Source organism: Gordonia aurantiaca, assembly GCF_039939235.1.
In the GTDB taxonomy this organism is placed as follows: domain Bacteria; phylum Actinomycetota; class Actinomycetes; order Mycobacteriales; family Mycobacteriaceae; genus Gordonia.
In genome coordinates, this window is sequence record NZ_JBDUUF010000003.1 from 366,671 (window position 1) to 389,922 (window position 23,252).

Here is a 23,252-nt window from a genome sequence, read left to right on the forward strand (position 1 = left end):
TCCCACGCTCGACGCGCCCCCGGCACGATGAAGGCCCCACCCTCGATCGAGAGTGGGGCCTTCGTGGCTGGTCGTCAGCGCATCAGCCGAGCACGAGCGATTCGCCGTCGGGGCTGACGTTGACCGGCACGACGTCCCCGTCGCGGACCTCGCCCTTGAGCAGCAGCTTGGCCAGCTGGTCGCCGATGGCCTTCTGCACCAGCCGGCGCAGCGGACGGGCGCCGTACACCGGGTCGAAGCCCCGGTGGGCCAGCCATTCCTTGGCCTTCGGCGACACCTCGAGGTCGAGGCGGCGCTGTGCCAACCGCTTCTCCAGCTGGCCCAGCTGGATGTCGACGATCCGGACCAGTTCCTCCTCCGTCAGGGCGTCGAAGATGACCACGTCGTCCAGGCGGTTGATGAACTCCGGCTTGAACGCTGAGCGCACCGCGGCCATGACCTGTTCGCGGTCGCCGCCGGCGCCTAGGTTCGAGGTGAGGATCAGGATGGTGTTGCGGAAGTCCACCGTCCGGCCCTGGCCGTCGGTGAGACGACCCTCGTCGAGCACCTGCAGCAGCACGTCGAACACGTCCGGGTGGGCCTTCTCGATCTCGTCGAACAGGACCACCGTGTACGGCCGACGCCGCACCGCCTCGGTCAGCTGGCCGCCGGCCTCGTACCCGACATACCCGGGCGGAGCACCGACGAGCCGTGCGACGCTGTGCTTCTCGCCGTACTCGCTCATGTCGATGCGGACCATCGCGTGCTCGTCGTCGAACAGGAACTCGGCGAGCGCCTTGGCGAGCTCGGTCTTGCCGACGCCGGTCGGGCCGAGGAACATGAACGAGCCCAACGGCCGGTTCGGGTCGGCGACGCCGGCCCGTGCACGACGCACCGCGTCCGACACCGCCTCGACCGCGGCCTTCTGGCCGACGACCCGCTTGCCGAGTTCGTCCTCCATGCGCAGCAGCTTGGCGGTCTCGCCCTCGAGCATGCGGCCCGCGGGGATACCGGTCCACGACGACACGACCTCGGCCACGTCGTCCGGCCCGACCTCCTCCTTGAGCATCACCTGCTGTCCGGCGTCGGCACCGGTCCGCTCCTGGGCGGCCTCGAGTTCCTTCTCCAGAGCCGGGATCCGGCCGTACCGCAATTCTGCGGCCCGTCCGAGGTCACCGTCGCGCTCGGCGCGATCGGCCTCGCCACGCAGATTCTCCAACTGCTCCTTGAGGTCTCGGACCGCGTCGATGGCGGTCTTCTCCTGCTGCCAGCGCGCGGAGAGTTCGCTGAGCTTCTCCTTCTGGTCGGCCAGTTCGGCGCGGAGCTTCTCCAGCCGCTCCTTCGACGCCTCGTCGGTCTCCTTCTCCAGGGCGAGTTCCTCGACCTCGAGCCGGCGGACAACACGCTCGACCTCGTCGATCTCGACGGGGCGCGAGTCGATCTCCATCCGGAGCCGCGACGCGGCCTCGTCGACGAGGTCGATGGCCTTGTCCGGCAGGAACCGGGAGGTGATGTAGCGATCGGAAAGCGTTGCGGCGGCGACCAATGCGGAGTCGGTGATGCGCACGCCGTGGTGCACCTCGTACCGGTCCTTGAGGCCGCGGAGGATGCCGATGGCGTCCTCGACCGACGGCTCGCCGACGTACACCTGCTGGAAGCGACGCTCGAGTGCGGCGTCCTTCTCGATGTACTTGCGGTACTCCTCGAGCGTGGTGGCGCCGACCAGCCGCAGCTCGCCGCGGGCCAGCATCGGCTTGATCATGTTGCCCGCGTCCATCGCCGAGTCACCGGTGGCACCGGCGCCGACGATGGTGTGCAGCTCGTCGATGAACGTGATGATCTGGCCTTCGGAGGCCTTGATCTCGTCGAGCACCGCCTTGAGGCGTTCCTCGAATTCACCGCGGTACTTCGCACCGGCGACCATCGAACCCATGTCGAGGGAGATGACGGTCTTGTCGCGCAACGATTCCGGCACGTCGCCGGCGACGATGCGCTGGGCCAGGCCCTCGACGATCGCCGTCTTGCCGACGCCGGGCTCGCCGATGAGGACCGGGTTGTTCTTGGTCCGGCGGCTGAGCACCTGCACGACGCGACGAATCTCGGTGTCGCGACCGATGACCGGGTCGAGCTTGCCTTCTCGTGCGGCCTTGGTGAGGTCGGTCGAGTACTTCTCGAGCGCCTGGTAGGTCGACTCCGGGTCCTCCGAGGTCACCTTCCGGGTGCCTCGAACGGCGACGAACGCCTCCCGCAGCGCCTGCGGGGTGGCACCTGCGTTGTGCAGGAGCTTGGCGACGTCGGAATCGCCGGTCGCCAGACCGACCATGACGTGCTCGGTCGAGACGTACTCGTCACCGAGTTCGACCGCCAGCTGCTGGGCAGCGGTGATCGCCGCGATCGACTCGCGGGAAAGCTGAGGGGTCGAGCTGGCCTGGGCAACCGTCGGCATGCGGTCGACCAGCGCCTGTGCCTGTGCGCGAACGTTCGACGGGTCGACGCCCACCGCCTTGAGCAGCGGGGACGCAATGCCGTCGGACTGATCGAGCAATGCCACGAGGATGTGGGCGGGCCGCACGTCAGGGTTGCCAGCGCCGGCCGCCGCCTGCACAGCAGCGCTGAGTGCCTGCTGCGTCTTCGTGGTGGGGGTGAAGCTGTCCACTAGCGTGCACCTTTCTCTTTAGTCCAACAGGCTCAAGTATGAGCCATTCGGCAGATGTAACGCCACCAAAGTTGAGTCCATTCCACTCAGGTCTATCTATTTTGTGATCTGCATCACTCTCATGGTGCTCCGATGCGCCTGCCCGCGCACGGGATCGCGGGCACGCGGCACGATCGCGTGCCGGAACGTGCGCGACACCGGCACCCGACGACCGCTCTGCGGTCCCGCGCCGAACCCGAGCCGGCGTCGGACCCTCCAACCCCTTCCTCGAGCACGCGGCCTCCGGCCCGTCGCGACGGCAGCCCGACCCGGGCCCGCCCACGCGACAGGCCTTTGCGCGAGAAGACCTCACGGCCACACCCAGCAGCACGTGACCAAACGCACGACTGTTCACCGCCGATCACCATCTCACTGGCAAGAACACGCGTCCGTGCAGGAAATGCACCCGAGGACTCAGTGGACATACGTACACTGAACCGATGCCCCCTGAACCCGCATCCCATCGCGAACTACCGGCGCTCGCCGCCCTGGCCCGCGAGGAGCTGACCAAGGCGGTGGGGGGCATCGCCACCGTCCACGCGTCCGTGACCGATACCGTCTTCGCCGGTCTACGAGCAGTCGGGGGCTCACGTGTCCGCACGGCGCAGAAGACGCACGACGTCATCAGGACATCCATCTACACGGCAGTCGCGTCGACCGTCGATGTGGCCGGCGACCTGGCCGAGTCGCTGGCGGCATTCAGTGACACCGTCCCCTCCGAGACCAGGCGAGGCGCCGAGACCCTCGGCTTTCTCGACGGGTTGATCGGGGACCAACTGACTGCCGAGGGTTCGCCGCTGGCCCCGGACATCTCGGTTCGCGTCGACGGCGCTGCCGTGCCGATCACGCCCGATGGTCTGGCGACCGCGTTCCCCGCGGCATCCGGGCACCTGACGGTGTTCGTGCACGGACTGATGGGGTCCGAATACACGTGGAGCCTCGGAGGCCGACCCACCTACGGTTCACGGCTCGCCGACGACCTGGGCAGCACCGAGGTCCTGGTCCGCTACAACACGGGCCGGCACATCAGCGACAACGGTCGTGACCTCGCACGACTGCTCACCGAACTCACACTCTTGTGGCCGGTCCCCGTCACCGGCCTCACGCTCATCGGCCATTCGATGGGAGGCCTGGTGATCCGCAGCGCGTGCCACCAGGCCGTCGCCGAGGACGCGTTCTGGCCCGCGCTCGTTCGACACACGGTGTACCTCGGCACCCCTCACCTCGGAGCGCCGTTGGCGCGAGGAGTCCACCGGGCGTCGGCCGCCCTGCGCCTGTGGCGGACGACCCGGCCGATCGCCACGCTCCTCGGTCGCCGCAGCGCCGGGGTACGAGACCTGTTCCGCGGCGCGGTCATCGACGAGCACTGGCGCGACACCGACCCGGAGGCCTTCTGGCAGCCCGCCGTCGACTACCCGCCTCTCATGCAGGGGGTGCGACACCTCTATGTGACGGCGACGGTCACCCGGCGACCCGACCATCCGTTCGGCCGCATCGTCGGCGACGGTTTGGTGATGACCAGCAGCGGCGGGGGCCGAAGCCGGAAGCAGCATCTCGGATTCGAGCTCGACGACGGTTTCCACGTCGGCGGCGTCGGTCACATGGCCCTGCTGAACAACGACGCGGTCTACGAATGGATGCTCCCCCACTTGACCCCTCGTCGCGCATTGCCGCCCGGGCGGGGCTGAGCGACACGGCGATCCCACCCACGGGCGACAAACCATGACACGTGGTGTCCCGGGGCCCGTCGAATTCGCCAATCCACCGTCCCGGCAGCCACACGTATCGGACACTCGAACCACGATCCCGGATGGAAGGACGTGTCGCGTGACCAGCACGATGGACGATGCCGCCGCCGTCTTCGCCGACCCGACCGCCTACGCCGACGAGGCCCGCCTGCACGCCGCGATGACGTATCTGCGGGCGAACAAGCCGGCGGCCTACGTCGACCGGAAGCCGTACCGCCCGTTCTACGCGGTAACCAAGCACGCCGACATCATGGAGATCGAGCGCAACAACGCCCTGTGGCTGAGCGAGCCGCGCCCGGTGTTGACCACGGCGGCAGCCGACGACGCGGCGAGGGCCCAGCTCGAAGCAGGCGGCGGGCTGCGCACCCTGATCCACATGGACGACCCGCACCACAAGAAGGTGCGTGCGATCGGCCAAGACTGGTTCCGCCCGAAGGCATTGCGCGACCTCGAGGTTCGCGTCGACGAGCTGGCCCGGCGCTACGTCGACCGGATGGCCGAGATCGGCCCCGAATGCGATTTCGTCGAGGACATCGCGGTCCACTTCCAGCTCTATGTGATCCTCTCGCTGCTCGGCCTGCCCGAAGAGGACTTCCCGCGGATGCACCAGCTCACCCAGGAACTCTTCGGCGCCGACGACGAGGAGTACCGCCGCGGCACCACCCTCGAGGAGCAGATGTCCACGCTCCTCGACTTCTTCGACTACTTCAGCGAGCTGACCGCGTCACGGCGGGCGAACCCCACCGACGACCTCGCCTCGGCGATCGCCAACGGCCGCGTCGACGGCGAGCCGCTCTCCGACGGCGACACCGCGTCGTACTACGTCATCGTCGCGACCGCCGGCCACGACACCACCAAGGACGCGATCTCCGGTGGCCTGCGCGCCCTCGTCGAGAATCCCGACCAGCTCGACCGCCTCCGCCGGGACCCCGAACTCATCGGCACCGCCGTCGAGGAGATGATCCGCTGGTCCACGCCGGTCAAGGAGTTCATGCGCACCGCCGCCGAGGACACCGAGGTGCGCGGTGTCCCGATCGCCGCAGGCGAATCCGTCTATCTCGCCTATACCTCCGGCAACCGCGACGAAGAGGTCTTCGACGACCCGCACACCTTCGACGTCGGCCGGTTCCCCAACCAGCATCTGGCCTTCGGTTACGGCATCCACTTCTGTCTCGGGGCAGCCCTCGCCCGCATGGAGATGAGAAGCCTGTTCAGCGAGCTGATCCCGCGACTGGAGTCCATCGAACTCGCCGGACCGCCCGTGTTGGCCGCGACCACCTTCGTGGGCGGGCTCAAGCACCTGCCGATCCGGTACTCACTGCGCTGAAACGGATTTCGCGCCGGACGGATCAGGCCAGCGCGAGGAACAGCCTCTCGAGCTCTTCCTCGGTGAGCGGCGGGGCGTCCTCGCCGTCGCGGGCCTCGATGCACTGCCGCATCCCGGAGGCGACGATCTTGAAGCCCGCACGGTCGAGGGCGCGGGACACCGCGGCGAGCTGGGTCACGACGTCTTTGCAGCCCCGGCCGTCCTCGATCATCGCGATGACGCCGGCCAGCTGCCCCTGAGCACGCTTCAACCGGTTCAGCACTGCGGCGCACGTCTCGTCGTCGATCGGTGCCCGGGTCCCGTCACCTGCCGCCATCTGCACTCTCCTCGTGTCGTTGCGCCGCGACGCCCGCCTTCGGGCGATCACTGCCGCTTGACGACAAGATACCCCCCTGGGTATGTTCGGCGCCAGCATGAATACCCCCGGGGGTATATCTGGGTCTACGAGAGGATCGACGATGGCGCCGACATCGGCACTGTCCACGGACGAACAGACAGGTGCGACGACCCGCCCCAGGGCCGGACTCCTCGGCCGCTGGGGAGAGGCGATGGTCGGCAGGGCACGCTGGGTCTTCGGCGTCTGGGTGCTACTCCTGCTCGTCTTGGGTGCGGCGGCACCCACGGTGTTCTCCTCGCTCGCCGGTGCGGGCTGGCAGGCCGACGGGTCCGAGTCGGTGCGCGTCCGAGAGCTCACGCAAGAGCACTTCGGCGGCAACTCCTCGGCCGCCGTCCAGGTCGTCGTCCACTCCGACCGCAACGACGTCCAGAGCCCGGCCGTGCAGGAGGTCGTGCGTCGGATCAGCGATCTCGTCGCCTCCGACGACCGTTTCGCCGAGGTCGTCCCGCCTCAGCCCGGCATGTCGATCAGCCCCGACGGCCACACCGGGATCGTCCTCATCGGCGCGGCAGCCGACACCGACGACATGGTCCGCGCCGTCGATGAGCACAAGGATGCGCTGACGGACCTCGCCGGCGACGGCGTCGAGGTCTACCCGACCGGCTCCTCCGCGCTGTGGAGCGACTTCAACAAGGCCAACCACGACGCGATGATCAAGGCCGAACTGTTCTCCTGGCCGGTCACGCTGACGATCATGGTGCTCGCGTTCGGGTCGCTCGTCGCCGCCGGACTCCCGCTGCTGCTCACCATCGCGGGCCTCGTCGCATCTGCGGGCGGACTGGTCCTGCTCAACCAGGTCACGCCGATCTCGGTGTGGGCCATCAACTTCGCGATGATGTTCGCGCTGGCACTGGGCATCGACTACGCGCTGTTCATCGTGTCGCGCTTCCGCGATGCCATCCGGGAGAACGCCGACGACCTGCGGGCGGCGGTCGCACAGACCATGGACACCGCCGGAAAGGCCGTGTTGCTGTCGGGACTGACCGTGCTCGTGAGCCTTTCGGCCGTGTTGTTGGTCCCCGCGCCCGCGGTGCGCACGATGGCGGTGGGCATCATGCTGGCCGTCGTGTTCGTCCTCGCCGCGACGCTCTCGCTCCTGCCGGCGTCACTGGGCAGGATCGGCGCCAAGGTGAACGCGCTGGCGCTGCCGTATGCCCGCCGCCAACAGCATCGTTCGACGGTGTTCGCCCGGTGGGGCGAGTACCTGCACCGGCACCCTTGGTCGGTGGCGGCCGGGTCCCTCGCGGTCCTGATCGCCTTGGCGATCCCGGTCTTCGGCCTGAAGGTCGCGATGCCGTCTATCAACGTCGTGCCCTCCGACGCCCCGGTTCGCCAGGGCTACGAACTCGTCCGGTCCCAGATGGGCGAGGGCGCGCCGGGCATGCTGCAGATCATCGCCCCCGCCGCCGAGGCGGATGCCATCGTCGTGGCCGCCGGGAAGACCCCGGGCATCGAGATGGTCACGCCCCCGATGCCCGCAGCCGATGGGTCGGACCACGTTCTGCTTCAGGCGCTTCCGTCTGTCGACCCGTCGGACGAGCGGATGACGACGATCGTCGGCGATCTGCGCGCACACCTGCCGGACGGGGCTCTGGTGGGCGGCGCACCGGCCGAGAACCTCGACCTCCAACAGGCACTGAACGACTACTTCCCGCTCGTGGTCGCGGTCATCCTGGTGCTGGGCTTCCTCCTGTTGCTCGTCTCGCTGCAGGCACCGCTCATCGCCCTGATCGGCACGGTGGTCAGCCTGTTGTCGACGGCCGCCGCCTTCGGGGTCGCGAAGCTCGTCTTCCAAGACGGTCACCTCGCCGACCTGCTGGGCTTCACACCGCAGGGCTTTCTCGACGGCTGGGGTCCGGTGTTCTTCTTCGCGATGATCTTCGCGATCGCGATGGACTACACCGTCTTCCTGCTGGCGACCGCCAAGGAGCATTTCGAGCGGTCGGGCGACCCCGCGACCGCGCAGGTCGACGGCATGGCCCATTCCGGACGCATCATCTTCGCCGCGGCCGCGGTCATGGTGGCGGTGTTCTTCACCTTCGCTCTGGCAGAACCGCTTCCGCCGAAGGAGATGGGAATCATCCTGGGCGTCGCCGTTCTCCTCGACGCCGTCCTGATCCGGCTCACGCTGCTGCCCGCGCTGCTCCGGATCACCGGGCGTGCGGCCTGGTGGGCGCCGGCGTGGCTCCGACGCGTCCTCCCCTCGATCAGCTTCGGCCACTGACACGTAGATCGCATGCACACGAAAGGAATCACCATGTCACTCGCCATCTCCACCTCTCTGTCCATCCCGTTCACCGAAGCCGTCGCACGCACCCGCGCCGCTCTGGCCGAGCAGGGCTTCGGTGTCCTCACCGAGATCGACGTCCAGGCGACGATGAAGGCCAAGCTCGGCGAGGAGATGGAGGACTACCTGATCCTCGGCGCCTGCAACCCGCCGCTCGCCCATCGCGCACTGGGCGTCCAGCGGATGATCGGATTGCTGCTGCCGTGCAACGTCGTCGTCCGAACCGATCCCGCAAGTCCGTCACGGACCCTCGTCGAGGCGATGAATCCGGACCTCATGGTCCAGGTCACGGGCGAGCCCGATCTCGAACCGGTCGCCCGCGAGGCCGCGGCGAAGCTGCGCGCCGCCATCGAGAAGCTGTCGCAGTCATGACCGAGATCGACTACTACTTCGACCCCGTCTGCCCGTTCGCCTGGGCCGCGTCGCGCTGGCTCACCGACCAGGCCGCCAGGAACGACGTCCGGGTCGACTGGCACGTGATGAGCCTCGCCGTGCTGAACGAGGGCCGAGAACTCTCGTCCGACAAGCAGAGACGCCAGATCGAGCGCTCCCGCCGTCTCGGCCGGGTCTTCATGGCGGCCGTTGCCGAAGTCGGTGACGGATCGATCGGACCGCTGTACGACGCGGTCGGTCGGCGGTTGCACCACGACGGCGCGGTCATGACCCACGAGGTCGTCGCGCAGGCGCTGAGCGACGCCGGGCTCCCCGCGGAACTGGCCGCTGCGATGGACGACGAGTCCTTCGACGGCTCGCTGGGCGAGCACCATCGACGCAGCCAGGACGCGCTCGGTGAGACCGGCGGCAGTCCGATCATCGGCATCGACGGCCGACACTTCTTCGGGCCGGTCCTGTCCGCCATCCCGGTCGGCGACGAGGCCGATGCCCTGTTCTCGTCGCTCGTCACGCTCGCACGCATCCCGGCGTTCGCACAGCTGAGGCGCCCCGCAGACGGGCATCCGGTCTTCTCGTGACCGGCTTCCCCGGCCGCCGACGCGCTCAGCCGACCGTGACCTCGACCCGCTCGTCGTAGAAGCAGATCAGGTCGCGCACGGGTTCGGCCTCGGTCAACGGGTCGGTGTAGGTCCAGGCCACGTCGGGGACGATCTCGTCCCCGACGACCGCCGACCAGTAGGTGGCCTGCCCCTTGTAGGCGCACACGGTCACGGTGTCGGACCGCTGCAGCGCCTCCATCCGCACGTCCGCGCGCGGGATGTAGTGGCGTGGCGGGAGGTGCGTCTCCAACAGCAGTGTCGGACGGTCGCTTTCGGCGAGCAGTGTGTCCCCGATCCGCACGGCCACGTGCCGGCTGGTCGGCAGGCAGTCGATCCGCTTGAACGGATCGTGGGGATGCCCCATCACGATCTGCTCCTCCTCACGCCACTCGTCGAAGGCATTCCAGTCCAGCAGGACGTACCCGGCGAGGTCGGGATCGTCTGGCCGGAACGCGGCACCCGCGAGCACCCGGGGCCCGGCGGACACGTCGCAGCTCGAACCGGCGGCGGTGTGCATCGAGAACGGATGCTCCGGCGTCAGGATCGGCGGGTGATCGTCGACGGGGCTCACCGGAGTGGGGTGGTCCAGCGGCACCGCGACATCCGCAGCCGGAACCGCATAGCTCCCGACGACGCGATGCGGTTCCCACACCTCGATCGCGTCGGTCGAATCGACGATCACCCGCCCGTCGACGAACGCCCGCACCCGCCGGTACATGGGCGTCCACCGCAACTGGGAGAGCTTCGCGAGCGAGGCTTGTTCCAGTGACAGGGCCATGAGCCGATGGTCCTCTTGTCTGCCGATGCACGCCAGACCCGTGCGGACGTCAGGCCGTTGACACCGACCTCCGACGGCAGGTACTCAGACCAGATGACGACCGCCCGGAGCTTCACCGAGACCCGCTACGACGAAGTGACCGTCCTCGCCTCCGGAAACGGCGGCGCGTTCCCCTACGGCAACACCGTCGTCGCCCGCGGATCGGAGGGAACCCTCGTGGTCGATCCGTCCGTCGAGGTCGACCACGACCCGGTGGGTGCCGACGCGGTCATGATCAGTCACGCCCACGAGGACCACATCGCAGGTCTCCGCCATTTCCACGCGACGAAGTGGGCCCATCGGGAGGACGTCGCAGGCGTGCGGTCCCTCCAGGCCCTGCTCGACGGCTACGGGCTCTCACCCGACGAGCGCGACGCCGTGGACGCGATGATCGGCGACACCTTCGCGCTCACGCCCGGTTTCCCGGATGCGAAGGACGTCGAGGACGGCCACGTCTTCGACCTCGGGGACATCACCGCGACGGTTATCCATCTCCCCGGTCACACGCGCGGGCACTGCGGGGTCCTCGTCGAGCCCACCGGGTTCTTCTACATCGCCGACATCGACCTCACCTCCTTCGGCCCGATGTACGGCGACCTCGGCAGCAGCGTCGACGACTATCTCGCCTCCATCGCCCGCGTCCGCGAGATCGAGGCCCGCTGGTACGGGACCTTCCATCAGAAGGGCGTCGTGGAGGGAGTAGGCGAATTCCGTTCGCGCCTGGCCGAATACGAAGCCGTCATCCACCGGCGGGAAGAACGGCTGCTCGAGTTCCTCGAGCGACCCCGGACGCTGGAGGAGATCGCCGACCGCCGCCTGGTCTATCGACCTCACGTCCAGATGCCCTTCGTCGACGCCGTCGAGCGCCGCACCGCCGAACTCCACCTCGACCGTCTCATCCGGCACGGCCAGGTCGGCGAGACCGACGAGGGCGCCTACCACCGACTGTGATCGGACACCTTGTGGACAACCACCCCGCGCGATGGGCACCGGGTGCGAAGATCACCCCATGCTGACTCCTGACGACGTCCATCACGTCGCCTTCGGTAAACCCCCGATCGGCCGCCGCGGTTACAACGAGGACCAGGTCGACGCGTTCCTCGACGACGTGGAGGCCACCCTTCGCGCCCTTTATGAGCGCATCGCGTACCTCGAAGGCCGTTCGACGACCTGACATCGGATTCACCTGCGCGTTCACCCGACCTCACCTGAGCCGAGCCCGACCGACGTACTACCGTTTGTCCTGTAACTCGACTCGGAGGTTTAACTGTGCAGAAGATCGGCGTCATCGGCGGCGGCACCATGGGTGCGGGCATCGCGGAGGTGTGCGCGAAGTCCGGCAGCAACGTCGTCGTCATCGAGGTCAAGCAGGAGTTCGCCGACGCGGCGCGTGCGCGTATCGAGAAGTCCCTCGGCCGCGCCGTCTCCAAGAACAAGCTGAGCCAGGAAGACGCCGACGCCGCGCTCGGCCGTCTGCGTGTCAGCCTGGACTACGCCGACCTCGCCGACCGCGACCTGGTCATCGAGGCGGCACCCGAGAACGAGCAGCTCAAGCGCGACATCTTCGCCCGCCTGGACGAGGCCGTCGGCGAGAACACCATCCTCGCCACCAACACCTCGTCGATCCCGATCATCAAGGTTGCGACCGCCACCAAGCGTCCCGAGCGTGTGGTGGGCGTCCACTTCTTCAACCCGGTTCCGGTGATGCCGCTGGTCGAGATCATCTCGACCCTGGTCACCGACCCGCAGGTCGCCGACGCCGTCGCCGGCTACGTCAAGGACACCCTGGGCAAGAACCCGGTCCGCGCGGGCGACCGGTCGGGCTTCATCGTCAACGCCCTGCTGATCCCGTACCTGTGCCAGGCCATCCGGATGTACGACTCCGGCTACGCCTCGGCCGAGGACATCGACACCGCGATGAAGGGCGGCTGCGGCTACCCGATGGGTCCGCTGACGCTGATCGACACCATCGGCCTCGACATCACACTCGCCGCCGCGGAGTCGCTCTACGCCGAGTTCGCCGAGCCGCACTTCGCGCCGCCGGCCCTGCTGCGCCGCATGGTCGACGCCGGACACCTCGGCAAGAAGTCCGGACGCGGCTTCTACACTTACAGCTGACCGAAAGCGGGCATAGCGCCCCAACCCGACACGATGTCGGGTTGGGGCGCTTTGCCTTTCCCGGCCATCCTGCTGTGACTCACTTCACGATCTCCTGAACACGTAGCGCCACAGCATCTCTCGGTGACGCAATGCTGCGAATCCGAAAACGCGCGTTACAAGACGGCGCATCGTGGCAACCCTCGAGGTGTACGCGTCCCCACCCAAGAGAAAGGGAGCGAGCATGACTGTTTCCACCACCACCGTCCAGCAGCAGCTTCGCGCGATCCTCGCGCTCACCCACACCGAGATCCAGGTCGCCGAGACCCGGCACGCCCAGGCCAGGACCGACGCCATCCGCAAGGAACTGGCACAGAACGCCGAGAACGCCCGCAAGCGGGCCGACCTCATCGAGGGCGCCCTCCGTGAACGCGGCGGCCTCGTCGACGTCATCCGCCCCGTGCTCGGACGCGTCGGCGCCGTCACCAAGACCCTCCTCGAACAGGCACAGCCGCTCGACGAGGCACTGCTCGACGACCTCGCCCTCGAGCAGCGACTCCTCGCCCGGGCGACCTACCTGAAGGCGCTGGCCACCGGCCAGGAGGATGCCCACCTCGTCGAGCTGGCCGACGGTCTCGTCACCGCCCACACCGCGACCGTGGAATGGCTGACCACCGTGCTCGCCGAAGAAGCGCTGGGAGGTCCGACCGCCTTGCGACGCGGTCCGAGCCAGTGGGTCAGCGGACTGGCCGCGCGGGCACTCACCGCACCCGCAGTGGGCGCCTCGTGGGCGCTCGACCGCACGGCCGAGATCGCCCGTCAGATTCCGGACCCGATCACCTTGGTGCGCAATCGTTTTGCCACCGCCGTCGACGAGGCCGCCGAGGCCGCGTCGCGCGCCGGTGACGCGCTCGGCAACGCCGGCACCGCGGTCTCCAAGACCGTCGCCGCCGGACGTGACGCCGCCCTCGAGGCCGTCGAGGAGAGCGCACGCGAGAACGGCGCCGACGGAGCGGCCGATGCGCTGCATGAGCTCCGCGAGTTCACCGGCACCGTCGACGCCGAGGATCTCCCGATCGAGGGCTACGCGGATCTCAACGTCAACGATGCGATCGCGGCGGTGAAGGAGCTCGACACCCCGCAGGACCTTCGCGTCACCCTCGCCTACGAAGAGACCCACAAGAACCGGCAGCGGGTCGTCTCGGCCATCGAGATCCGCTTCGCCGATCTGGCCAAGGAACTGGTCGGCATCGACAGCTGACACATCACGCACACGACGGCGGTCGCCACCACCCGGTGGCGGCCGCCGTCCGCTCGTCGCGCCCTATCTGTTGACGCCCGCCGCACCGATCTGCACGGGCGACAACAGCTCGGTTTTCGCCTTCTCCTCTGGGATGTGCGAGTGCGATGCCGATTCGGCCGACCGTTGGTCTGAGCAGACGAAGATCGAGACCTCTTCACCACAACCGCAGGTCACGGCTGCCGCAGCGCCGTATCTTCTCAGCATGACCCGCATCCTCCGCACCTCGGCGGCTGCCGCGATCGCCGCGGCCGCCGCACTCACCCCCATGTTCATCGGCACCACGGCCGCCGACGCGACCCCCTCGTCCGGGGTCTCGGCGGTCACACTGGCACACACCGACATCCCGGCCGGCCTCCTGCCGTTCGTCCCCAAGGGGGCGCATGTCGAGGTCCGCCAGATCAAGATCGAGCCGGGCGGGACCACCGGCTGGCACTACCACGACGCCGACATCTACGCCCTGGTCCGTCAAGGCACTCTCACCCACCCGTTTGCGAACTGCAAGCCGGTCGTCTACAAGACCGGTGACATCATCGTCGAACCGGGCGGCAAGTCCAACGTCCACGAGGGCACCAACCTCGGGAAGGTCCCGGTCATCCTCGATGTCGTGTACGTGACGCCGTTCGGCAAGCCGCTGTCCGAGGACTCTCCCGCCCCGTCCTGCGCCTAGGGCTGCGCACCGGCGACCCCCGCCCGCGGTCGCCGCGGGACACGTCATCGACTCCGCCGTGCTCGGTCCTCTCGAGTACGCCGTCGAGGGGCCTCCGGGTCGGCCCGTCGCCCCAGGTCGGGCGCGCCACGCCCTGATGAGGCACATCACCGACGCGACTGCCGTCGTGTACGCGAGGTGCCGGGGCGAACCCGACCGATCGTGGTCTCCCGGGACCTACACTTCTCGACATGCGCCGTCGCCTCGTCGTGGTCCTGTCGATTCTGCTGACCCTCGCCGGGCTCGCCGTTCCGCAGGCCGCGACCGCGCACGCCGACGCCACCCTGGTCGCGGCGCGGTCAGCGGTGTTCGGAGAACACAACGTCGACCAGACGACCGGCGCCCTGCGCGCCGACCGCATCGTCTTCTCGTGGTTCGGGGTGTCGGGCTTCGCGGTCGCCATGGCCGGCCACGTCTTCCTCACCGACGCGTGGGTGCCGAACGTCTACACCGGACACGTCCCCACGAGCAGGGCCCAGATCGCGGCGATCAAGCCCTCCCACATCTTCATCGGACACGGTCACTTCGACCACGCCGCCGATGCCGCCGAGATCGCGCGGGCGTCCGGAGCACGGATCGTCGGCTCGGCCGCGCACTGCGCCCACTTCCGCACGGCCGCGCCCGGTGTGTCCTGCGATGCCGCGGTTCCCTCCGGCGCACGCCCCGGCAGCCTGCACCTCTACCAGGGACTACCCGGGATCACGGTGCGGGCCCTGCCGCACCTGCATTCGACGATGAAGGCCCCCACAGGCGAACATGCCCCGCTTCTTCCGATCCCGCCGAGTGGTCGACTCCTCGTCCAGCCGCCGCGTCCCGAGGAACTCCGCCGACTGGCCGGCCATCTGAACGACCCCGAGGGCGGCGCGGTCCTCTACGCCTTCGAGGTCGGCGGGCGCACGGTCGTGTGGAACGACTCCGTCGGGCCGCTCGGCCAGGACCCCGCCGGCCCCGACATCGTCGCCGCGCTTCGCCGCCTTCGGCCGGTGGATCTCCATGTCGGATCCATCCAGGGCTTCAACGAGATCACCAACGGCCTCGGGGACGCGGTGGGCTACATCGACGCACTGCAACCGAGGATCTTCGTGCCCAACCACCACGACGACTGGTTCCCGGTCATCGCCACGCCGGCCGTCAGCCGCGAACGCGCCTTCCTCGACGCGCTGTCGTCGGTCGACGCTGCCCCCGAGGTCCGCTACCTGCGCGACCCCGAAGACTACCTGCGCCCCGACAGGGTCACGCTCCCGATCGGCGGCTGACGCGAACCCCGAAGCGCCGCAATGGAAAACTGAGATCCCCCCGGGTCGGCGGGGCATGTCTGCATGCGGAGCGCGCAGGATACCGGTTTCCCCGAACGGACACATCAGCACAACGGAGGTCGACCCGGATCGTCGGTGAGCCGTCGCGATCACGCAGCGGCACCGCGAATTCGGGGACGAGTTTTGATCAGATCCAGAAAAACGACGCACAGCCCCGGACGCGCTCCTATGGTGGGTTCCGTGGCATCGACACCGGACTATGCCCAGCAACTCCGGGCCGCGGACCTCAGGGTCACGCAGCCCCGGGTCGCGGTCATGCGTGCGGTCGCCGATCACCCACATGCCGACACCGACACCGTTTTCGGCGTGGTCCGCCAGACCCTGCCGAATGTGTCCCGCCAGGCCGTCTACGACGTCCTGCGGGCGCTCACCGACGCCGGACTCCTCCGCCGTTTTCAACCGTCAGGGTCGTTGTCGCGCTACGAATGCCGCACCGGAGACAATCACCATCACCTCGTGTGCCGCGCCTGCGGCGCCATCGAGGACGTCGACTGCGCGGTGGGCGAGGCCCCATGCCTGGCCGCTTCGGAGGACCACGGCTTCCTGCTCGACGAAGCCGAGGTCATCTTCTGGGGACTCTGCCCGGAGTGTGTCAGTTCAGCCCCGACCTGATCACGCCTGTGATCGCAGCCCGATCGAGTTCACCATCGAAAGGAATCTCGTGACATCCGACAGCCGCCCACCCCATTCCGACGCCGGCACCGACAGCACCAGTGAGAGCGAGAACCCGGCGATCCCGTCGCCGAAGCCGAAAGCACATGCGCCGCTGACCAACAAGGACTGGTGGCCCGAGCAGATCGACCTGTCGAGGCTGCACGTGCATTCACCGCTGTCCAATCCGCTGGGACCGGATTTCGACTACGCGAAGGAGTTCGCGAAGCTCGACGTCGACGCCCTCAAGGCGGACCTGGTCTCGCTGATGACCCAGTCGCAGGACTGGTGGCCGGCCGACTACGGCCACTACGGCGGCCTGTTCATCCGCATGAGCTGGCATTCGGCCGGCACCTACCGCATCTTCGACGGCCGGGGCGGTGGCGGCCAAGGCGCGCAACGCTTTGCGCCGCTCAACAGCTGGCCGGACAACGCCAACCTCGACAAGGCCCGCCGCCTGCTGTGGCCGATCAAGCAGAAGTACGGCAACAAGATCTCCTGGGCCGACCTGCTGGTCCTCGCCGGCAACGTCGCCCTGGAGTCGATGGGCTTCAAGACCTTCGGCTTCGGCTTCGGCCGCGAGGACATCTGGGAGCCGGAGGAGGTGTTCTGGGGCCAGGAGGACGAGTGGCTCGGCACCGACAAGCGCTATTCGGGCGAGGGTGAGCGCGAACTCGCCAAGCCGTTCGGCGCCACGACCATGGGTCTCATCTACGTCAACCCCGAAGGCCCCGAGGGCAAGCCGGATCCGATCGCCGCGGCCTACGACATCCGCGAGACCTTCGCGCGGATGGCGATGAACGACGAGGAGACCGCCGCCCTCATCGTCGGCGGTCACAGCTTCGGCAAGACCCACGGCGCCGGCGACGCCGACCTGGTCGGCCCCGAGCCCGAGGCGGCCCCGATCGAGCAGCAGGGCCTGGGCTGGAAGTCCAGTTACGGCAAGGGCAAGGCCGAGGACACCATCACCAGCGGCCTCGAGGTCGTCTGGACCCCGACGCCGACCCGGTGGGACAACAGTTTCCTCGAGACCCTGTACGGCTACGAGTGGGAGCTGACCAAGAGCCCGGCCGGCGCCTGGCAGTACGTCGCCAAGGACGGCGCCGGCGCCGGGACGATCCCCGATCCGTTCGGCGGCCCGGGTCGTGCGCCCACCATGCTCGTCACCGACATCTCGATGCGTGAGTCGCCGATCTACCGCGACATCACCCGGCGCTGGCTGGACCACCCGGAGGAGCTGGAAGAGGCCTTCGCCAAGGCCTGGTACAAGCTGCTCCACCGCGACATGGGCCCGATCGAGCGCTACCTGGGACCGTGGGTCCCGGAGCCCCAGATCTGGCAGGACCCGGTGCCGAAGGTCGACCACGAGCTCATCGACGACGCCGACATCGCGTCGCTGAAGGGCACGCTCCTCGAGTCGCTCTCGCAGCAGCAGCTGATCAAGACGGCCTGGGCGTCGTTGGCGAGTTTCCGCGGCACCGACAAGCGCGGCGGCGCCAACGGCGCGCGCATCCGCCTGGAGCCGCAGAAGAACTGGGAGGTCAACGAGCCGGGCGAGCTGGCGAAGGTCCTGCCGGTCTACGAGCAGATCCAGAAGGACTTCAACGACTCGGCCACCGGCGGCAAGAAGGTGTCGGTCGCCGATCTGATCATCCTGGGCGGCGCGGCCGCGATCGAGAAGGCCGCCGAGGCCGCGGGACACCCGGTCACCGTGCCGTTCCACCCGGGCCGCACCGACGCCTCGCAGGAGAGCACCGACGTCGAGTCCTTCGAGGTCCTGGAACCGCCGGCCGACGGTTTCCGCAACTACCAGAAGGCCGGCGACAAGGGCCGTCCCGAGGATCATCTCCTCGAGCGCGCCTACTTCCTCAAGCTCACGGCTCCCGAGCTCACCGTCCTCCTGGGCGGTCTGCGCGTGCTCGACGTGAACTACGCCGGTTCCAAGCACGGCGTGTTCACCGAGCGTCCCGGCGTGCTGAGCACCGACTTCTTCCGCACCGTCACCGACATGAAGTACGAGTGGAAGTCGGGCACCGAGGAGAACGTCTACGAGGTCGTCGACCGCGCGACCGGTGAGACCAAGTGGACGGCGACGGCCGCCGACCTGGTGTTCGGCTCGCATTCGCAGCTGCGCGCCCTCTCCGAGGTCTACGCCCAGGACGACAACACCGAGAAGTTCGTCAAGGACTTCGTCGACGCGTGGGTGAAGGTCTCCGAGAACGATCGGTTCGACCTCCACCGGTAGTCCCCCCGACGCCGATACCCGGCACCTCAGCGCACCCCGCGGGCACCGTCCGCGGGGTGCGTTGCCGTGTGCGCTACAGTGGATTGAGCATTTTCGCAATCCATCAATCCGTCAACTCGTGACGCCGATCGCACCAGGAGCGAGCCGTGCCCGATCCCGGCCCAGACGCGCCGCTGTACGAGATCAAGGCCAACCTCTTCAAGGCGCTCGCGCATCCGGCCCGGATCCGGGCCCTCGAGGTGCTCAGCGCGAACGGCGAGCCGACACCGGTGAGCGAACTGCTGGCGGCGACGGATCTCGAACCGACACTGCTGTCGCAACACCTCGGCGTCCTCAAACGCCACCGCGTCGTGACCGCCAACCGCGTCGGGAACGCGGTCTATTACGAACTCGCGCACCCCAAGATCTCCGACCTCCTGGTCATCGCCCGCACGTTCCTCGTCGACACGCTCGACGCCCAACGCGAGCAGCTCGACGCCATTTCCTCACTCCCACCGGTGACACGCTCGTGAGCACATCATCAGCACTGACCGACACCCTCACCCGCCTCAAGGGCTTCGTCCCCCGTCGCAGCGACTACACGGGCCTACGGCGCAGCTGGCGCACCGACATCCTCTCCGGCGTGACCGTCGGCATCGTCGCGCTTCCGCTCGCCCTCGCCTTCGGCATCAGTTCCGGCGTCGGGGCCGCCGCCGGTCTCATCACCGCGGTGGTGGCCGGCCTCGTCGCCGCGATCTTCGGCGGCTCCCACGTCCAGGTGTCCGGGCCGACGGGCGCGATGGCCGTGATTCTCGCGCCGATCGTCGCCCAGCACGGCCTGGGCAGCATCGCGATGGTCACGGTCCTGGCAGGCCTGCTGGTCCTGCTCGCCGGCGTCTTCGGGCTCGGGCGCGCGGTCACCTTCATCCCGTGGCCGGTGATCGAGGGTTTCACCCTCGGCATCGCGGCGATCATCTTCCTGCAGCAGGTGCCCGCGGCGTTCAACACCACCGCGCCGTCGGGCCAGCGCACCCTCAACGCGGCGATCGACATCGTCGCGCATGCCGACTGGTCCAAGGCGTGGGCCACCCTCGCCGTCGTCGCCATGGTCGCGGTGATCATGGTGGTCCTGCCCCGCGTCCACCAGGCCATCCCCGAGTCGCTGACCGCGGTCATCGTCGTCACGCTGATCGTCTACTTCACCGACGTCTTCGACGTGGCGACCATCGGCCAGCTGCCGTCGTCGCTGCCCGCCCCGTCGATCCCGCACGTCGACGCCGAGGCACTCAAGGACATGTCCGGCGCGGCCGTCGCGATCGCCGCCCTCGCCGCGATCGAGTCGCTGCTGTCCGCGCGCGTCGCCGCGACGATGTCTCCGACCGGCCCCTACGACCCCGACCGCGAGCTGTCCGGCCAGGGTCTCGCCTCGATCGCCTCCGGCCTGTTCGGCGGCATGCCCGCCACCGGCGCGATCGCCCGCACCGCGGTCAACGTCCGGTCCGGGGCCCGCACCCGAGTCGCCGCGATCACCCACTCGCTGCTGCTGCTCGGCGTCGTGTACCTCGCCACCGGACCGGTGTCGGAGATCCCGCTCGCCGCACTCGCCGGCGTGCTGATGGTGACGTCGTTTCGGATGGTGTCGGTCGGCACGGTCCGCTCGATCCTGCGCTCCACCCGCTCGGATGCCCTGATCTTCGTCGTCACCGCGATCATCACGATCACCCTCGACCTCATCGAGGCGGTCGAGATCGGCATCGTCGTCGCGGCGTTCTTCGCGCTGCGTCAGGTCGCCAAGCGCGCGAGCGTCACCCGCGAACCGCTGCCCGGGCCCACCCGGCCCGGTGACGAGCGCATCGCCCTGCTCCGCCTCGACGGCGCGATGTTCTTCGGCGCGGCCGAGCGCATCACCTCGGCCATCTCCGAGGGAGCCGAGCGCAACGAGTCGGTCTCGGTGGTGATCATCCGCATGTCCCACCTCGGCATGCTCGACGCCACCGGCGCCCGGTCCCTCGCCGAGATCGTCGCCGACCTCGAGAAACGGGGGATCACCGTCATCATCAAGGGCGTTCAGCCCGAGCACCTCAAACTGCTCGACGGGGTCGGCGTCATCGACGAGTTGCGCCACGAGAACCATCTCGTCGACACCCTCGACGAGGCGATCGCCCACGCACGCAGCCACGTCGAGCGCGAGGCCGCGTGACGGTCATGCGCTGCCACCGGGTATGGAGTGGAGGGATGAAGACCCAGCGTGCCGACCGCTCCGAACGCCAGACCCGAGGCCCCTGAACGCGAGGCTCATCACAGGGGGCAGAATCAGGGGGTAGTTGTCACACGAGCACACCGCAAGCGTGGTAACGGTGAAGCCTGACTCACAAGGTCGCCGGCGACACCGGAAATTACAGACAGAATCGAGATCATCAGGCATGAGCACCCAGAAGCCGACCATCATCTACACGTTGACCGACGAAGCACCCATGCTCGCCACGCACGCCTTCCTGCCGGTGGTGCGTACGTTCGCCGGAGCGGCCGGCGTCGACGTCGAAACGAGTGACATCTCGGTCGCGGCCCGAATCCTGGCCGAGTTCTCCGATCTGCTGCCCGAAGACCAGCGGGTTCCCAACAACCTCGCACGCCTGGGTGAGCTCACCCAGAAGCCGGACACCAACATCATCAAGCTCCCCAACATCAGCGCCTCGGTCCCCCAGCTGCTGGCCGCGATCAAGGAGCTGCGGGAGAAGGGCTACGACCTCCCCGACTTCCCGGAGAACCCGAAGACCGACGAAGAGAAGGACATCCGCGAGCGCTACAGCAAGGTGCTCGGCAGCGCGGTGAACCCGGTTCTGCGCATGGGCAACTCCGACCGCCGCGCGCCGAAGGCCGTCAAGGAGTACGCCCGCAAGCACCCGCACAGCATGGGCGAGTGGTCGATGGCCTCGCGTACCCACGTCGCGCACATGCGCGGCGGCGACTTCTACCACAACGAGAAGTCGATGACCGTCGAGGGCGACCGCAAGGTCAAGATGGAGCTCATCACCGACTCCGGCAAGACCCTGGTGCTCAAGCCGGAGGTCGAGCTCACCGACGGTGACGTGATCGACAGCATGTTCATGAGCAAGAAGGCGCTCATCAAGTTCTACGAGGAGCAGATCGACGACGCCTACAAGACCGGCGTCATGTTCTCGCTCCACGTCAAGGCGACGATGATGCGCGTCTCGCACCCGATCGTCTTCGGCCACGCCATCAAGGTCTTCTACCGGGATGCCTTCGAGAAGCACGGCAAGCTCTTCGACGAGCTCGGCGTCAACGTCAACAACGGCCTCTCGGACCTGTACGCCAAGATCGAGTCCCTTCCTGCTTCGCAGAAGGAAGAGATCATCGACGACCTGCACAAGTGCCACGAGCATCGCCCCGAGCTGGCGATGGTGGACTCGGCCCGCGGCATCACCAACTTCCACTCCCCCAGCGACGTCATCGTCGACGCCTCGATGCCGGCCATGATCCGCGCGGGCGGCAAGATGTACGGCGCCGACGGCCGTCTCAAGGACACCAAGGCCGTCATGCCGGAGTCGACGTTCGCCCGCATCTACCAGGAGATCATCAACTTCTGTAAGACCAACGGCCAGTTCGACCCGCGGACCATGGGCACCGTGCCGAACGTCGGCCTGATGGCGGAGAAGGCCGAGGAGTACGGTTCGCACGACAAGACCTTCGAGATCCCCGAGGGCGGCACCGCCAACATCACCGACCTCGAGACCGGCGAGGTGCTGCTCACGCAGACCGTCGAAGAGGGCGACATCTGGCGTCTGTGCATCGTCAAGGACGCCCCGATCCAGGACTGGATCAAGTTGGCCGTGGAGCGCTGCCGCGACTCGGGCATGCCCGCGGTCTTCTGGCTCGACCCGTACCGCCCGCACGAGAACGAGCTCATCAAGAAGGTCCACAAGTACCTTCCCGAGCACGACACCGAGGGCCTCGACATCCAGATCATGTCGCAGGTCCGCGCGATGCGGTACACCCTCGAGCGCGTCGTGCGCGGCCTCGACACCATCTCGGTCACCGGCAACATCCTGCGCGACTACCTGACCGACCTGTTCCCGATCCTGGAGCTCGGCACCAGCGCCAAGATGCTGTCGATCGTTCCGCTGATGGCCGGCGGCGGCCTGTACGAGACCGGTGCGGGCGGTTCGGCGCCGAAGCACGTCAAGCAGCTCATCGAGGAGAACCACCTCCGCTGGGACTCGCTGGGTGAGTTCCTCGCCCTCGCGGTCAGCCTCGAGGACGTGGGCAAGAAGTTCGACCAGCCGCAGGCCAAGATCCTGGCCAAGGCACTCGACGCTGCCACCGGCCAGCTGCTCGAGAACGACAAGAGCCCGTCACGCAAGACCGGCGAGCTCGACAACCGCGGCAGCCAGTTCTACCTGGCCCTCTACTGGGCCCAGGAGCTGGCCAACCAGACCGAGGATGCCGAGCTGGCCGAGAAGTTCAAGCCGCTTGCGAAGACCCTCGCCGACAACGAGGACAAGATCGTCGACGAGCTGAACTCGGTGCAGGGCAAGCACGTCGACATCGGCGGCTACTACTACCCCGACAACGAGAAGACCGACGCCGTCATGCGTCCGAGCAAGACGTTCAACGAGGCACTCGCCTCGGTGGGTGTCGAGGTCTGATCCGGCACACGCCGACACCGAAGCGCCTCGGGCTTTCCGCCCGGGG

The 23,252-nt window shown here is 68.0% G+C and carries 19 protein-coding genes and 1 pseudogene; 16 read left to right on the forward strand and 4 right to left on the reverse strand.

Translation table 11 applies throughout. The annotated features are described in order from the left end of the window. Window positions 1–82 precede the first annotated feature (82 nt). Window positions 83–2,635, reverse strand: coding sequence for an ATP-dependent chaperone ClpB (gene clpB, locus ABFT43_RS09075; protein ID WP_109238576.1), 2,553 nt, complete (start codon window positions 2,633–2,635; stop codon window positions 83–85). Window positions 2,636–3,114: 479 nt separating this feature from the next. Between clpB and ABFT43_RS09080 the strand changes: the two genes are divergently transcribed. Together ABFT43_RS09080 and ABFT43_RS09085 are read left to right on the forward strand one after the other, a co-directional pair. Further along, window positions 3,115–4,362: an esterase/lipase family protein gene (locus ABFT43_RS09080; RefSeq protein ID WP_347960029.1), complete on the forward strand. Its 1,248-nt coding sequence runs from the start codon at window positions 3,115–3,117 to the stop codon at window positions 4,360–4,362. 151 nt (window positions 4,363–4,513) lie between these two features. Further along, the gene (locus ABFT43_RS09085) at window positions 4,514–5,749 is read left to right on the forward strand and encodes a cytochrome P450 (RefSeq protein ID WP_347960107.1); all 1,236 of its coding nucleotides are present in this window, start codon (window positions 4,514–4,516) and stop codon (window positions 5,747–5,749) included. A 22-nt stretch (window positions 5,750–5,771) separates the two neighbouring features. On the opposite strand, the gene ABFT43_RS09090 is transcribed toward ABFT43_RS09085, so the two are convergent. After that, window positions 5,772–6,065 (reverse strand): metal-sensitive transcriptional regulator, encoded by a 294-nt coding sequence (locus ABFT43_RS09090; protein ID WP_347960030.1) that lies wholly within the window; start codon window positions 6,063–6,065, stop codon window positions 5,772–5,774. Window positions 6,066–6,207: 142 nt separating this feature from the next. Between ABFT43_RS09090 and ABFT43_RS09095 the strand changes: the two genes are divergently transcribed. The 3 genes from ABFT43_RS09095 to ABFT43_RS09105 are packed head-to-tail and all read left to right on the forward strand — an operon-like array spanning window position 6,208 to window position 9,404. Further along, window positions 6,208–8,370, forward strand: coding sequence for an MMPL family transporter (locus ABFT43_RS09095; protein ID WP_347960031.1), 2,163 nt, complete (start codon window positions 6,208–6,210; stop codon window positions 8,368–8,370). A 33-nt stretch (window positions 8,371–8,403) separates the two neighbouring features. Then, entirely contained in the window at window positions 8,404–8,805 is a 402-nt protein-coding gene (locus tag ABFT43_RS09100) for a DUF302 domain-containing protein (RefSeq protein ID WP_006900374.1), read from the forward strand. Further along, window positions 8,802–9,404, forward strand: a complete 603-nt coding sequence (locus ABFT43_RS09105) for a mycothiol-dependent nitroreductase Rv2466c family protein (RefSeq protein ID WP_168700722.1) — start codon at window positions 8,802–8,804, stop codon at window positions 9,402–9,404. The genes ABFT43_RS09100 and ABFT43_RS09105 overlap by 4 nt, the downstream gene beginning before the upstream one ends. A 25-nt stretch (window positions 9,405–9,429) precedes the next feature. Here ABFT43_RS09105 and ABFT43_RS09110 read toward each other — a convergent pair whose 3' ends face one another. After that, window positions 9,430–10,203 (reverse strand): DUF427 domain-containing protein, encoded by a 774-nt coding sequence (locus ABFT43_RS09110; protein ID WP_347960032.1) that lies wholly within the window; start codon window positions 10,201–10,203, stop codon window positions 9,430–9,432. Between the two features lie 93 nt (window positions 10,204–10,296). On the opposite strand from ABFT43_RS09110, the gene ABFT43_RS09115 reads away from it, so the two are divergent. From ABFT43_RS09115 to ABFT43_RS09130, 4 genes and pseudogenes are all read left to right on the forward strand, one after another. Next, window positions 10,297–11,193 (forward strand): MBL fold metallo-hydrolase, encoded by an 897-nt coding sequence (locus tag ABFT43_RS09115; protein ID WP_347960033.1) that lies wholly within the window; start codon window positions 10,297–10,299, stop codon window positions 11,191–11,193. A 58-nt stretch (window positions 11,194–11,251) separates the two neighbouring features. Next, window positions 11,252–11,404, forward strand: a pseudogene (locus ABFT43_RS09120) (DivIVA domain-containing protein); the annotation flags it as partial. 107 nt (window positions 11,405–11,511) lie between these two features. After that, entirely contained in the window at window positions 11,512–12,360 is an 849-nt protein-coding gene (locus ABFT43_RS09125; protein WP_347960034.1) for a 3-hydroxybutyryl-CoA dehydrogenase, read from the forward strand. 223 nt (window positions 12,361–12,583) lie between these two features. After that, window positions 12,584–13,600 carry a ferritin-like domain-containing protein gene (locus ABFT43_RS09130; RefSeq protein ID WP_347960035.1) on the forward strand — a complete coding sequence of 339 codons (1,017 nt, stop codon included), beginning with the start codon at window positions 12,584–12,586 and terminating at the stop codon, window positions 13,598–13,600. 63 nt (window positions 13,601–13,663) lie between these two features. Here the strand turns inward: ABFT43_RS09130 and ABFT43_RS09135 are convergent, their stop codons facing one another. Continuing rightward, the gene (locus ABFT43_RS09135) at window positions 13,664–13,855 is read right to left on the reverse strand and encodes a hypothetical protein (protein WP_146194872.1); all 192 of its coding nucleotides are present in this window, start codon (window positions 13,853–13,855) and stop codon (window positions 13,664–13,666) included. Between ABFT43_RS09135 and ABFT43_RS09140 the strand changes: the two genes are divergently transcribed. From ABFT43_RS09140 to ABFT43_RS09170, 7 genes are all read left to right on the forward strand, one after another. After that, window positions 13,845–14,309: a cupin domain-containing protein gene (locus ABFT43_RS09140; protein WP_109238727.1), complete on the forward strand. Its 465-nt coding sequence runs from the start codon at window positions 13,845–13,847 to the stop codon at window positions 14,307–14,309. The two genes, ABFT43_RS09135 and ABFT43_RS09140, sit on opposite strands and share 11 nt — an antisense overlap. Window positions 14,310–14,539: 230 nt before the next feature. After that, a complete protein-coding gene (locus ABFT43_RS09145; RefSeq protein WP_109238568.1) occupies window positions 14,540–15,604 on the forward strand; it encodes an MBL fold metallo-hydrolase in 1,065 nt (354 codons plus the stop codon). Between the two features lie 240 nt (window positions 15,605–15,844). Beyond that, on the forward strand, window positions 15,845–16,276 hold the full coding sequence (locus ABFT43_RS09150; protein WP_109238726.1) for a Fur family transcriptional regulator: 432 nt from the start codon (window positions 15,845–15,847) through the stop codon (window positions 16,274–16,276). Window positions 16,277–16,325: 49 nt separating this feature from the next. Continuing rightward, window positions 16,326–18,560 (forward strand): catalase/peroxidase HPI, encoded by a 2,235-nt coding sequence (gene katG, locus ABFT43_RS09155; RefSeq protein ID WP_109238567.1) that lies wholly within the window; start codon window positions 16,326–16,328, stop codon window positions 18,558–18,560. 146 nt (window positions 18,561–18,706) lie between these two features. Next, complete coding sequence (locus ABFT43_RS09160) at window positions 18,707–19,072, forward strand: ArsR/SmtB family transcription factor (RefSeq protein ID WP_109238566.1); 366 nt, start codon at window positions 18,707–18,709, stop codon at window positions 19,070–19,072. After that, window positions 19,069–20,739: a SulP family inorganic anion transporter gene (locus ABFT43_RS09165; protein WP_181371761.1), complete on the forward strand. Its 1,671-nt coding sequence runs from the start codon at window positions 19,069–19,071 to the stop codon at window positions 20,737–20,739. The genes ABFT43_RS09160 and ABFT43_RS09165 overlap by 4 nt, the downstream gene beginning before the upstream one ends. 223 nt (window positions 20,740–20,962) lie before the next feature. Then, complete coding sequence (locus ABFT43_RS09170) at window positions 20,963–23,206, forward strand: NADP-dependent isocitrate dehydrogenase (RefSeq protein ID WP_109238565.1); 2,244 nt, start codon at window positions 20,963–20,965, stop codon at window positions 23,204–23,206. The last annotated feature ends 46 nt before the right edge of the window (window positions 23,207–23,252 follow it).

What these genes read in the sequence shown, in the direction of transcription:
- ABFT43_RS09110 (WP_347960032.1), bottom strand. Translation starts at nt 10,203, where the DNA reads ATGGCCCTGTCACTGGAACAAGCCTCGCTCGCGAAGCTCTCCCAGTTG.
- ABFT43_RS09100 (WP_006900374.1), top strand. Translation starts at nt 8,404, where the DNA reads ATGTCACTCGCCATCTCCACCTCTCTGTCCATCCCGTTCACCGAAGCC.
- ABFT43_RS09115 (WP_347960033.1), top strand. Translation starts at nt 10,297, where the DNA reads ATGACGACCGCCCGGAGCTTCACCGAGACCCGCTACGACGAAGTGACC.
- ABFT43_RS09105 (WP_168700722.1), top strand. Translation starts at nt 8,802, where the DNA reads ATGACCGAGATCGACTACTACTTCGACCCCGTCTGCCCGTTCGCCTGG.
- ABFT43_RS09130 (WP_347960035.1), top strand. Translation starts at nt 12,584, where the DNA reads ATGACTGTTTCCACCACCACCGTCCAGCAGCAGCTTCGCGCGATCCTC.
- ABFT43_RS09095 (WP_347960031.1), top strand. Translation starts at nt 6,208, where the DNA reads ATGGCGCCGACATCGGCACTGTCCACGGACGAACAGACAGGTGCGACG.
- ABFT43_RS09145 (WP_109238568.1), top strand. Translation starts at nt 14,540, where the DNA reads ATGCGCCGTCGCCTCGTCGTGGTCCTGTCGATTCTGCTGACCCTCGCC.
- ABFT43_RS09135 (WP_146194872.1), bottom strand. Translation starts at nt 13,855, where the DNA reads ATGCGGGTCATGCTGAGAAGATACGGCGCTGCGGCAGCCGTGACCTGC.
- ABFT43_RS09170 (WP_109238565.1), top strand. Translation starts at nt 20,963, where the DNA reads ATGAGCACCCAGAAGCCGACCATCATCTACACGTTGACCGACGAAGCA.
- ABFT43_RS09085 (WP_347960107.1), top strand. Translation starts at nt 4,514, where the DNA reads ATGGACGATGCCGCCGCCGTCTTCGCCGACCCGACCGCCTACGCCGAC.
- ABFT43_RS09080 (WP_347960029.1), top strand. Translation starts at nt 3,115, where the DNA reads ATGCCCCCTGAACCCGCATCCCATCGCGAACTACCGGCGCTCGCCGCC.
- ABFT43_RS09090 (WP_347960030.1), bottom strand. Translation starts at nt 6,065, where the DNA reads ATGGCGGCAGGTGACGGGACCCGGGCACCGATCGACGACGAGACGTGC.
- ABFT43_RS09140 (WP_109238727.1), top strand. Translation starts at nt 13,845, where the DNA reads ATGACCCGCATCCTCCGCACCTCGGCGGCTGCCGCGATCGCCGCGGCC.